Genomic DNA, 12,203 nt, shown 5'->3' with positions numbered 1-12,203 from the left:
CCCCCTGCGATTCCTGGACAGTCTCAGCGAGGGAGTTATCATAATAGGCAGTGTTGATGTTTCTTAACAAATCGAAACTGAATGATAGCTTCCTCCCCTGGCTTAAGGGTCAAGGTTACAACGCTGCTGAAGGAAAAGGTTCTGTTCGGAAACGAACCCAGTCCAGAGCTGGCGGCAATTTTGCTGGTGTACTTTGTGCAGGGCATTTTGGGGCTGGCGCGGCTGGCGGTCAGTTTCTTTCTGAAAGATGACCTGGGCATGAGTCCGGCGCAGGTGTCGGCTCTGCTAGGGGTGGCTGCGCTGCCCTGGATGATCAAGCCGCTGTTTGGCTTTGTTTCCGATGGACTGCCGCTCTTCGGCTATCGTCGTCGTCCTTACCTGATTTTGTCTGGTCTACTGGGCACGACGGCATGGGTGGCTCTTGCGACGATCGTTCACGATGTCTGGTCGGCAACAGCAGCGATCGCGCTGGGTTCGCTTTCGGTGGCGTTTAGCGATGTGATCGTCGATTCGCTGGTGGTCGAGCGAGCAAGAACCGAGTCAGTGCAGGATGCCGGATCGCTGCAATCGCTCTGCTGGGGGTCTTCGGCACTGGGTGGCCTGATCACAGCGTACCTGAGCGGGATTCTGCTGGAGCATTTCAGTAACCAGACGGTGTTTGGCGTTACGGCAACGTTTCCGCTGATCGTGTCGCTGGTGGCATGGCTGATTACCGAAGAGCCGATCGACCACGCTACAGACTGGGCGGCGATTCGAGAGCAAATCAGCCAGTTGCGAAAAGCAGTAAGCCAGCGAGCGATCTGGCTGCCGACGGCGTTTCTGTTTGTGCTTCAGGCAACGCCCACTGCCGATGCTGCCTTCTTTTTCTTCACCACCAACGAGCTGGGCTTCCAGCCAGAATTCCTGGGGCGGGTTCGGCTGATCACCAGTCTGGCTTCGCTGCTGGGGGTCTGGATGTTCCAGCGATTTTTTAAAGCAGTGCCGTTCCGGGTAATTTTTGGCTGGACGACCGTTATCTCAACCCTGCTCGGTATGACAATGCTGCTGCTCGTTACCCATGCGAATCGGGCGATCGGCATTGACGACCACTGGTTTAGCCTAGGCGATAGCCTGATCTTGACGGTGATGAGCCAGATTGCCTATATGCCGATTTTGGTGCTGGCAGCGCGGCTTTGTCCGGCAGGGGTGGAGGCAACCCTGTTTGCGCTGCTGATGTCGGTAGTGAACCTGGCAGGCTTGCTGTCCTATGAATTTGGGGCACTCATGATGCACTGGCTTGGCGTTACCGAAAGCAACTTCGATCGCCTCTGGCTGCTGGTGCTGCTCACAAACCTAAGTACACTGCTGCCGCTGCCGTTTCTGGGCTGGTTGCCTAATGCAGAAGAAAGCCAGATGCCTCAGACTATGATTCTGCCAGAAGCCTCGGCGGAACCGATCGAAAATTTAGGCGCAACGAATTCCGAACTGGTCACCGAACTGCGCCAGTAGATTTCCTTAAAACCGCCAAATTGCCTTCAGGATTTTGCTGCTCCGCTCCCTACCCTTCACCGCCTACCGCTTGCTATGCAACTCGAAACCAACCCGTCTTCAAAAAATGCGTCTCTGTCCTACGACCTGGATCAGTGGCAGAAAGGCTATCGATCGCTTAAACAAGAATACGACTATGCGATCAACGAAATCGAAGGACAAATTCCGCCCGAGCTAGAGGGAACCCTGTTTCGCAACGGACCCGGACTGCTCGACATCAACGGACAGCAAATTCATCATCCGTTCGACGGCGACGGCATGATTAGCGCGATTACGTTTCAAAATGGACAGGCCCACTATCGCAATCGGTTTGTCCGCACGCAGGCATTTTTAGAAGAGCAGCAGGCAGGCAAAATTCTTTATCGCGGCGTGTTTGGCACCCAAAAGCCGGGTGGCTGGCTGGCGAATTTTATGGATTTGCGGCTGAAGAATATTGCTAATACGCAGGTAATTTACTGGGGCGGCAAACTGCTGGCACTTTGGGAAGCGGCAGAACCCTATCGGCTCGACCCTGCCACGCTAGAAACGATCGGCTTAGATTACCTCGACGGCATCCTGGAACCGGGAGAAGCGTTTGGGGCACACCCGATCGTTGATCCGGCCTGCCAGTTTGACCAGGGCGCGCCCTGCCTGGTGAATTTTTCGATCAAGCCTAAGGGACTCTCGACCACGATCACCCTTTACGAACTCGATCCAGCCGGCAAACTGCTGCGAAAGCAAATGCGATCGGTTCCCGGCTTTGCCTTTATTCACGATTTTGCCCTCACACCCAACTACTGCATTTTCTTCCAGAACCCGGTGGACTTTAACCCGATTCCGTTTGTGATGGGATTGCGCGGCGCAGGTCAGTGTCTGGAGTTTAAGGGCGATCGTCCGACGCAGGCTCTCATTATTCCCCGTCAAGGATCTGCCCCGATTCGAACCATTCCGATTCAGGCAGGCTTTGTGTTCCACCATGCCAACGCCTTTGAACAGGACGGCGATTTGTTTGTCGATTCAATCTGCTACGACGCGCTGCCCAGCATCGAACCGGATGAAGACTATCGCCAGGTCAAGTTTGCTGAACTCGCACCGGGTCAGCTCTGGCGGTTCCAGTTCAATTTGCAAAGCAACAGCGTCACACGCCAGCTTATCGAAAGCCGCTGCTGTGAGTTTCCCTCGCTCCACCCCGATCGCACAGCTCGTCCATACCGCTATGCCTACATAGGAGCCGCCCATAACCCGACCGGAAACGCTCCGTTGCAGGCAATTCTCAAAATCGACCTCACGACGGGAGAACGTCAGCTCTGGAGTGCTGCCCCGACCGGATTTGTGGGAGAACCCGTCTTTGTGCCGCGTCCTAATTCGCTCAGTGAGGATGATGGCTGGCTGCTCACCCTGGTCTTTGATGCCAAGCGAGAGCGATCGCAAATCGTGATCCTGGATGCTCAGAACCTCGCTCAGCCCCTTGCCCGCCTACACCTCAAGCATCATGTTCCCTACGGACTGCACGGCACATTTACCCCAGAGTGCTTTATCCGTATTTAGCCGTAAATCTGAAGGCACTCGATCGCCCGTCGCGTGAATCCTGCCTAGCGCAAACCATCAATTGAATCAGGCTTCCTTTTAGTCGCTGTCGCCACGCAGCGCACACCGGGATGCAGAATTCTGTCCCTGAATCGGGAGAGGTTTCTGGCATCCCTTTTTTATTCTAATGAAGGGTTTTAACGAAGGGTTTTAACGAAGCAAACGACATCCACACAGGAGCTTAAACTTGATCGTCCTGAAGCTTGATAAATCCATCGAATAGACAAGAAACTGCAATTAGCTCGCTCGGCTACTTCGAGGATTTAGTCCATTACAGAGACTTCGAGAAGCTTCAGACTATGTACAATCTGATTAATTTCACGCAGGAAGATATGTATCGGTGTGCGATCGACCTTCGCAGCACTTATGCAGACGCAGACAATATGGAAGAAGTCGCAGAACGAATCGTTCGCTATCTTTACAACAATTGTGTAGATCCACAAACCGGAGAATCTGCCTGTGCGTTAGTCCGCCTGTTCAAAACTCATCCTTACAAAAACTTGCCGATCGAGCTTCAGATTGCTGCTCTTGATCTTTTGAAAGTTGATTCGATCGCCGACGAAACGAAGTGCTTAACCTTGATGGCAACGGCAGGAGACGAACCGCACTGGAACACAAGAGACGGCTCATCGGGGCACAAAGCGATTCCCTTATTAAGCGTCGATTTTGTTAGCAAGATTCCGATGATCTCGCGACTAATTCAGCAATTTGGGTTAGAAATTGACACGGTTTTAGAACCCATGCCCGACCTTTTAATTCACTCAGAGCGGAAAATTCATAGCACCTTTATCTTTCATGTTCCGACCGCGTTAGGTAGCCAATATATTCCTGCTCAAAAAGATTTTGTGGTTCCTTATCAGGTGAAGTCTGTTTTAGGCTTTGGCGGTTTACTTCCTTCTGGCAATCTTTTTGTGATCATCATGTTTACTAAAACCTGGGTTCCCCAAGAAACAGCAACACTCTTTAAATGGGTATCGACCTACACCTGGCTTGCTCTCACTGCATTTGACGGAAAAGCCGTATTTGCAAATCTGATGTAATCGATGAACTCACTTACCCGCCATCTCCCATCTCCTCACCGACTCCCCACTCCCCACTCCCGACTTCCCCATTAAATAACTCAAAACTCTGCCGACAAAACTCCCGAATTTGCCCTTTCATCTCCTCGATCGGCTCAGTCTTTCCGACAAATTGCCAGTTCTCGATCGTAGACATCCGCCACTGTTCGCCGAGATGGGTAAACCCTGCGGCTTCGATGCCGATCGCCCGATTCTTCTTCGTCCCCAGGTCTTGGTAAAAGCGAATTTGCACCAGGACACTGCGGCTTTGCAGGCGGCGACTCCAGCCCGGAAAGTGAAACCCGATGTCGATCGAGTCAGGGTCAACCAGATCACGGGTATCCGGGTCGTTTGCCCAGGGCTTCAGATCTGCCCGCGCATCGGGAAACTGTGCCTTAAACAAATTCACGACGGCGGCAATTTTGGTCGCTAGCTCTAGCCCGATCGCCTGTTCTGCTGCGTTCACTCGTTACGATTCCTCCTACTTTTTTGAACGATGTCCCAAGCGCAATCGATAAAACAGTATCAATTGATACTGTTTTTTGCAGAATATCGCCGTCTTCAGAGTCTTATTCATAAAATGAAGCTACGAGTGACTTCCGTTCCCCTGACCAGTTAACCCAGAGGGAGGAAGCCAGACTCGCTTTCTTTACCGTAATTTAACTGATATCTCTACAATTCCTTCGATCGTCCGGTAGATTCGGCGATCGTGCCCTTTGCGTTTTTGCGTTGCTCAAGACGATCGATCTTTAGAGAAACTGCTTCTCTTCTGCACTGGCTCACAGGTCGAGTTTTATTTCTTACAAAAATGTTTGAACAGTCCTGACTGTTCTCCGAATTGTTCCCCCAGCCCTCCAATCCTGAAGGGAACTGAGCCTTCTCTAACGTTCAAAGTCTCCATTAATGGGGATTCAAGAAGCAGCGCAGGACTGGCACGACCTGTCAAACATCCCCTCAAAAAGGTCAGGTCAACTGCCCCAATTTTCTTGCCCCTGTTTCTCTCCAGTTTTTCTGCCTGGCAGTTTTGTGATCGTCGATTGCCCCCATTCGATCGCTGCCATCTTTCCTCGTTTTCGTTAAAAAGCTTTCGTGATTAGGAGCCGCACTTCATGACTCTTGCAAATCGGTTTCAAAATCTTCCCGTCCTCGATCAGGCGCAAAAAGAGCAGGCATTTGTGCTGTGGTTTGAGCAGGTCGGCATTCACGATGTACCGGTCGTGGGCGGTAAAAATGCCTCGCTGGGAGAAATGATTCAGCAGCTTACACCCAGAGGCGTGAATGTGCCGACCGGGTTTGCAACGACTGCCTATGCATTTCGCTATTTCATGCGGCAGGCAGGGTTGGAATCAAGGCTGAGGCAGCTATTCGCCAATCTGGACGTAAACGATATGGCGCAGCTTCGGGAGTGTGGTAGACAGGCACGGACGCTGATTCTGGACACGCCCTTTCCGCCGGAACTGGATCGGTCGATCGTGGATGCCTACATTCAGCTTTGCGATCGGTATGGAGCATCGCTAGACATCTGTGAGGGCATGCGCGGCTTAGAGCGGGAAGACTGCTTGAGCAAGCATAGTGGTGTGGATGTGGCAGTGCGATCGAGTGCGACGGCAGAAGATTTGCCTGATGCCAGCTTTGCCGGACAGCAGGAAACCTACTTGAATATTCACGGCATCAGTCGAGTGCTGGAAGCCTGCCATCTGTGCTTTGCCTCACTGTTTACCGATCGAGCAATTTCCTATCGGACAATCAAAAACTTTGATCACTTTGAAGTCGCGCTCTCAGTGGGTGTGCAGAAAATGGTGCGATCGGATCTGGCAGCCTCGGGCGTGATGTTTTCGATTGATACAGAATCTGGCTTTGAGAATGCTGCACTGGTGACGGCGGCTTACGGGCTAGGCGAGAACGTGGTGCAGGGTGTGGTGAATCCCGATGAATACATCGTGTTCAAGCCGACGCTGAAGAAGGGCTTTCGTCCAATTCTGGAAAAGCGGTTGGGCAGCAAAGAAATCAAGATGATCTATGACATTGGCGGCGGCAAAGCCACAGTGAACGTCCCGGTTGCCAAGTCGGAGCAGCAGCAGTTTGCGATCCATGACGCCGAAATCCTTCAGCTTGCAGAATGGGCTTGCATTATTGAAGACCACTATTCCTCGGTTCACGGCAGCAAAACGCCGATGGATATCGAGTGGGCAAAGGACGGCACAACCGGAGAGCTGTTTATCGTCCAGGCTCGCCCAGAAACGGTTCACTCCCAGAAGGTGGGCAATGTGCTGCGCTCTTATCGGCTGAAAGACCCGGCTCCGGCTAACGTGCTGCTCACCGGACGCGCTGTGGGCGACATGATTGGACAAGGCAAGGTGCGAATTATCACCGAACTCGATCAGCTTGAAGCGTTCCAGGAAGGCGAAGTGCTGGTGACGACGCGCACTGACCCCGACTGGGAACCGATTATGAAAAAAGCAGGAGCTGTAATCACCAATCAGGGTGGGCGGACCTGTCACGCGGCGATTATTGCCAGAGAGTTAGGCATTCCGGCAATCGTCGGCAGCGGCGATGCTACGGGTTTGCTGCATCACGGTCAGGAAGTGACGGTTTCCTGTGCCGCAGGCGAAGAAGGACAGGTTTATGCCGGACTGCTACCCTTTGAAGTCGAAGAACTGCCGCTCGACAATTTGCCTCCCACCCGCACCAAAGTCCTGATGAATGTGGGCAATCCGCACGAAGCATTTGGACTGGCTGCCCTGCCCTGCGACGGCGTTGGACTGGCCCGCACTGAATTTATTATTGCCAACCACATTCGCGTGCATCCCCTCGCCCTGATGAACTTCGATCGCCTCGAAGACAAATTCGTAAAGCAGGAAATTGCTCGGATCACGGCTCTTTATCCCCACAAACCCGACTACTTTGTCAGCCGCTTAGCTTCGGGAATTGGCATGTTGGCAGCCGCCTTTCACCCGAACCCAGTGATTGTGCGAATGTCGGACTTCAAGAGCAATGAGTATGCGAACTTGCTGGGCGGCAGAGCCTTTGAGCCAGAAGAAGAAAACCCGATGTTGGGCTGGCGCGGTGCATCTCGCTATTATGACCCGAAATATCGCGATGCCTTTGCACTGGAATGTCTGGCGTTTAAGCGAGTGCGAGACGAAATGGGCTTAACCAACGTGATTCCGATGATCCCTTTCTGTCGCACTCCCGAAGAAGGTCGCAAAGTGCTAGCAGAACTCGCGAAACACGGCTTAGTTCGGGGCGAAAACGGCTTGCAGGTCTATGTGATGTGCGAACTGCCGAGCAATGTCATCCTGGCAGACCAGTTCAGCGAAATCTTCGACGGCTTCTCGATCGGCTCAAACGACCTGACTCAGCTCACCCTGGGACTCGATCGCGACTCCGCCCTGGTGTCTCACTTATTCGACGAGCGCAACGAAGCCGTGAAAGAGCTAATCCGCATGGTGATTCAGCGTGCTAAGGCAAAAGGGCGCAAGGTCGGCATCTGCGGCCAGGCTCCCAGCGATTACCCTGAATTTGCCGCCTTCCTGGTAGAGCAGGGAATTGATTCGATCAGCCTCAACCCGGATACGGTGCTGAAGACGAGATTGACGATCGCGCAGACAGAGGGGCGGAGAGTGGGTAGATGAGTGAGTGGGTCGGTGAGTGAGTGAGGAGATGCGGGGCAGGTTTTGCTTGAGATATGGGAGATATATCAGATCAACCACAAGACCTGCCCTTAGGGCATTTTTGAGGGGGAACAATTCGCGATCGGGGAAGCGATCGAATGATTACCGTGGCTAAATCACGAGATCAGTTCGCTCCCCATTGCTGGAGAACGCTCAAACACTCAAAGTCCCTCAGAATTGACCCCTTTGGGGCTACCTAACGCAGTCAAACTCAATCCTTCACCCTTCAGTCCAGCAACACCAAAATTATTTTGCTATTTTGCGTCGCGTTCAACAGGCTCCCTGATTCGCGCTGTCACCAGGACGGCAGGTTGAGAACTGGCTTGCAGCGAAGGTACACGAGCATCGAGGATTTGCAGGCTTTCCAGCAGGGCGCAGCAAACGATCGGCTCGGTTTCGCGGTTCAGCATCAGGCGAAAGGTTTCTGCTAGTTCTTTTGGGGTGAGCAATAAAGACGGGTGAGGTTGGGTGAGGGCGTGGGTGAGTTGCCGCACTGCCAGCAGTCGCTTGAGCGGGTCGGAGTCTGCCAAATCGATGAACCAGTCTCGATCAAGCGCGGAATTCAGGGGAGCGTGGCTGATCTGGGTCTGCCGCCAAACTTGCCATGCCAACAGACCTAAAACAGTCAGAACGGCTGTGCCCTGAAGCACAAACCCGACCGCTACCCAAGACGATTGCATTTCCTGCCAGATCGAGAGCGTTAGATAGCTCATCCCTACGACGAAAATGCTACTGCCAAGGGTCAATATAAAGGGGCGATCGACGGTTTGCCACCAGTGCTGGCAGATTGCCCACAGCCGTCTTCCCTGTCCCTGTTGCAGCAAATACCCCGCTGATAGCGTCAGTAGCCCCAGCCCCAGCGAAATGACCAGTCGCCAGTTCCACAGCAGCAGCACGAGCAGCGCAGCCCCGCTCAACAGCCAGCCCTTCGAGGCAGAGCTATAGCGAACGATTTGCTGAACGCTGGGTCGCTCCAGCCATTGCAGCGCATAACGCCGAAAGGTTTGACGAAGCGGATATCGGGAACGGGATGAAGATGCTTGTGCCACAGGACTAACGAAAAATCACACGAAGGGGATGAACAAGAGAAAATAGACTGAAGCCAGCAGACCGGGAAGAATCCCTGAAAGGGTCTGAGGCATACCGTCCAGAGTCTAGCGCTTCCAGCGGCTAATCTCCAGTCTATCGTCTTGAAACTATAGGAAATTTGGGTGTCTCCTGTGTCTACTTACGATGCCATTTATGCGATCGTCCGGCAGATTCCTTCCGGCAAGGTCGCAACTTATGGTCAAGTCGCAGAGTTGGCAAGCCTTCCGGGGCAGGCGCGGCTGGTGGGCTATGCCCTGTATCGGGTAGATATGCAGTTGGACGACATTCCCTGGCATCGCGTGATTAATGCGAAGGGGAAAGTGTCCGAGTCTCCTTTTCGGCACGGAACCGATTACCTGCAACGATCGCTCCTGGAGCAAGAAGGCATCGTGTTCAGCAAACAGGGAAAAGTGAGTCTGCGGCAGTATCGCTGGCAGCCCGAATTTGTCTCAAGCCCCTACCGAATGGTTTCCGAAGCAGCGGCAGGCTCAGACGACGGCACGAGCGACGGCTCCTCGCAGTCCGCAGGCATCAGCCCGGTCTGATGAAATTCATAGCAATTTTTGCCGCGCTGTTTGGCGCGATACATAGCAGCATCGGCTTGTTTCAGCAAATCTGAGGGCGTGATGCTATCAATTGGATAAAGGCTAATGCCCACACTGGTCGAAATCGAGAGCAGTTCTCCTTGCAGGACGATCTTCTGAGAAAGGGTCAGCAAGATCTTATCGGCAACGCAAATCACATCCGAGATGCTGGGAATTCCCGGCAGCACAACGACAAATTCATCGCCGCCCAGTCGAGCCACCGTATCACTACTCCGCAAACAGCCGAGCAGCCGTTGCGCTACAGTTCGCAGCAGCAGATCGCCGATGTGGTGTCCGTAGGTGTCGTTAATTTGCTTAAACCCATCCAGATCAAGGAACAGCACTGCCACCATTTGATTTGGGTTTGCCCAGGTGAGTGCGCTGCTGAGGCGTTCTTGCAGCAGTTTGCGGTTAGCGAGTCCGGTCAACAGATCATAGAAGGCAAGCCGGGTTAAGTCTTCTTTAGCTTGCTGTAGCTCAGCGTTGGACTGCACCAGCTCAGCCGCCGTACGCCGCAGTTCTTCTTCCACCTGCTTGCGTCGGGTAATATCGCGAATCACTCCCACCAGAAACACATTGCCCGCCGCGTCTCGGTGCAGCGATCGCTTTGTGGCAATCAGATAAGTCACGCCTTTAGCATCGGTGAATTCTTCTTCGGTTTCCTGCTGAGTACCACGCTGAAACGTGAGTTGATCCTGTTCCCAAAAGCGGTTGGCTTCCTGAGCCGGGAAAAAGTCGAAGTCTGTTTTTTCCAGCAGCACGTCGATCGGGTAGCCAATAAAGTGGGCAAATGCCCGATTCAGCACAATCCAGCGATGGGACTGATTTTTGACAAAGACTGGATCAGGAATCGTATTAATGATGGAATTGAGAAATTCCTTGGATTTCTTGAGTTCTCCTTCCTGGCGAGCAATGCGTCCGGTCATCGCGATCGTTGCACTCAGCAGAGCACTCAGCGGTGGCACGAGCGGCAGCCAGTATCCCAGCAAAAAAGCAACATAGCAAATGAGCATGAGTCCCAGGCTAGCCACCCCCACCCGAACCGCCGATCGCTCCAGCGGACGGACCCACCAGCAGAGCGCAGCCCCCACCCAGCACCAGAGCCAGAGCCAGAGAATCTTAAACCCTTCTGGCGGAACGTGCAGCAGCGGACGCTGATCCAGCACTGCGCTTAAAAGCTGGCTGACAAACTGCGCCTGTAGCTCGACTCCGCTAATCGGCAGCGAGTTGCCACCCAATCCTCCGCTGTAGGAGGTGTAAAAAACGTCGCGGACGCTATCCGACGTGGAGCCAATCAGCACAACGCGATCGCGCATGATTTCTGGATCGAATTCGCCTGATAAGACCTGCGAGAGCGACAAGGATTCAAATGCGGCGGCGGGACTGCGCGGATTTGCCAGAATTTGATAGCCGCCCACATCCGCTCGCATATAACCCCCAACCTGGGAGGCGATCGGCAGCAGCTTGAGTGACCCAATTTCGACCTGAGTGCCTCGGGCACGTAAGCCGATTGATTCTGGCTCCAGGTATTTCAGAGCAAGTTTAAGGGCAAAACTGCGGTGCAGCTCTTGCTTAAGCTGAAGAAACAGCAGCGATCGACGCACCACGTTATCCGCATCAATCACCACGTTGTTAAAGCCCACCTGCTGCTGACGCTCGAGGGTTGTGGGTGGGGCGACTGCGGCACTCTCGTTATCGGGCAGCTTTTCCGTGCCAATTAGGTTGGGTGTGGTGGCGAAAATTCTTTCTAGCTCAGCTTGACCCTCACCGACTGACAGATCGCGATACAGCGTTAGCCCGATCGCTCGCGGCTCAGCCGTGCGAACTCGTTCGATCAGGTTTGCCAGCACTTGATCAGGAATAGGCCAAGCTTGAATCTGGCGGATATCGGCATCGCTAATCGTCACCAGCACAATGCGCGGATCGGCTGCCTCGATCGGGCGCAGACGAAACATCTGGTCGAGCATTGCCAGCTCAGGAGCCTGTAGCAAGCCAAAATAGCGCAGCAGCAAAATACTCGCCGAGATCACAAGGCTCACTTTCCACAGCGGACGATGCTCTCTTTTGAGAAGCACACGCAACCAATTGAACTGTTTCCGAAACTGCCTCATAAACCTTGCGCGAAGGGTGGTATTGCGTGGAGCTACCGTAGATAGAATGCCCGATGGTCGCCTGTCGATCGCACCAAAACGCTGATGTATAAACAGCCAGAAACAAATGAGCAGAAACAGGAAAAAACTTTAGATGATCCTAAAGTAGCAGGAAAGGAATGGAGCACCTAGCTTGCGCCTTTAGCAGAGCAATTCCTGAGAAGCAGCTTGGACAGTGAGAGCAGGCTTTGAGCAATAAACTTTGAGCAATAGACTTTGAGCGATAGACTTTGAGCAATAGACTTTGAGCCACAGACTTTGAAAAGAACGCAGAGGTTCCCTCCGTATAAAGCGGCATTGCCCCACGCCCTTGTCCCTACCGGGCACTTTGTCAACGCGACAAGGGCAATTCGACAACAAAATTTGAGAGATTATCAGCAATTTGGTACTCTTTGTTAAGGTTTGTGATCAGCCTTTTGAAAAAAGACCGTTTTACTGCTTGCGATCGATCGGGCAATCGGCGGCGTTGACACCCTGCAAACAGCTTCACATCGAAGTCCTGGCTTGCAGCAGTCTATACCTTAGAGCGGTTGTCTCAATTTTTGGGACAGTTCT

The 12,203-nt window shown here is 53.1% G+C and carries 8 protein-coding genes; 5 read left to right on the top strand and 3 right to left on the bottom strand.

The window, feature by feature from the left end; genetic code table 11:
- Positions 1–81 precede the first annotated feature (81 nt).
- From NDA02_RS19880 to NDA02_RS19870, 3 genes are all read left to right on the top strand, one after another.
- Entirely contained in the window at positions 82–1,488 is a 1,407-nt protein-coding gene (locus NDA02_RS19880) for a folate/biopterin family MFS transporter (protein WP_348255692.1), read from the top strand.
- A 75-nt stretch (positions 1,489–1,563) separates the two neighbouring features.
- Complete coding sequence (locus tag NDA02_RS19875) at positions 1,564–3,054, top strand: carotenoid oxygenase family protein (protein WP_348255691.1); 1,491 nt, start codon at positions 1,564–1,566, stop codon at positions 3,052–3,054.
- A 338-nt stretch (positions 3,055–3,392) separates the two neighbouring features.
- A complete protein-coding gene (locus NDA02_RS19870) occupies positions 3,393–4,133 on the top strand; it encodes a hypothetical protein (RefSeq protein WP_348249071.1) in 741 nt (246 codons plus the stop codon).
- A 13-nt stretch (positions 4,134–4,146) separates the two neighbouring features.
- Here the strand turns inward: NDA02_RS19870 and NDA02_RS19865 are convergent, their stop codons facing one another.
- The gene (locus NDA02_RS19865) at positions 4,147–4,617 is read right to left on the bottom strand and encodes a hypothetical protein (protein ID WP_190789777.1); all 471 of its coding nucleotides are present in this window, start codon (positions 4,615–4,617) and stop codon (positions 4,147–4,149) included.
- A gap of 643 nt (positions 4,618–5,260) precedes the next feature.
- On the opposite strand from NDA02_RS19865, the gene ppsA reads away from it, so the two are divergent.
- The gene (ppsA, locus tag NDA02_RS19860; RefSeq protein WP_348255689.1) at positions 5,261–7,786 is read left to right on the top strand and encodes a phosphoenolpyruvate synthase; all 2,526 of its coding nucleotides are present in this window, start codon (positions 5,261–5,263) and stop codon (positions 7,784–7,786) included.
- A gap of 293 nt (positions 7,787–8,079) precedes the next feature.
- On the opposite strand, the gene NDA02_RS19855 is transcribed toward ppsA, so the two are convergent.
- Entirely contained in the window at positions 8,080–8,874 is a 795-nt protein-coding gene (locus NDA02_RS19855) for a hypothetical protein (RefSeq protein WP_190789779.1), read from the bottom strand.
- Between the two features lie 171 nt (positions 8,875–9,045).
- On the opposite strand from NDA02_RS19855, the gene NDA02_RS19850 reads away from it, so the two are divergent.
- Positions 9,046–9,459, top strand: coding sequence for an MGMT family protein (locus NDA02_RS19850; RefSeq protein WP_190789780.1), 414 nt, complete (start codon positions 9,046–9,048; stop codon positions 9,457–9,459).
- Here the strand turns inward: NDA02_RS19850 and NDA02_RS19845 are convergent.
- The gene (locus NDA02_RS19845; protein WP_348255688.1) at positions 9,372–11,573 is read right to left on the bottom strand and encodes a CHASE2 domain-containing protein; all 2,202 of its coding nucleotides are present in this window, start codon (positions 11,571–11,573) and stop codon (positions 9,372–9,374) included. The two genes, NDA02_RS19850 and NDA02_RS19845, sit on opposite strands and share 88 nt — an antisense overlap.
- Between the last annotated feature and the right edge of the window lie 630 nt (positions 11,574–12,203).

This window comes from Leptolyngbya sp. ST-U4 (assembly GCF_039962215.1).
In the GTDB taxonomy this organism is placed as follows: domain Bacteria; phylum Cyanobacteriota; class Cyanobacteriia; order Elainellales; family Elainellaceae; genus Leptolyngbya_A.
This window is presented reverse-complemented; position numbering and strand designations above follow the sequence as displayed.

Coding starts and splice junctions, on each gene's coding strand:
- NDA02_RS19880 (WP_348255692.1), top strand. CDS start 82: ATGATAGCTTCCTCCCCTGGCTTAAGGGTCAAGGTTACAACGCTGCTG.
- NDA02_RS19875 (WP_348255691.1), top strand. CDS start 1,564: ATGCAACTCGAAACCAACCCGTCTTCAAAAAATGCGTCTCTGTCCTAC.
- NDA02_RS19870 (WP_348249071.1), top strand. CDS start 3,393: ATGTACAATCTGATTAATTTCACGCAGGAAGATATGTATCGGTGTGCG.
- ppsA (WP_348255689.1), top strand. CDS start 5,261: ATGACTCTTGCAAATCGGTTTCAAAATCTTCCCGTCCTCGATCAGGCG.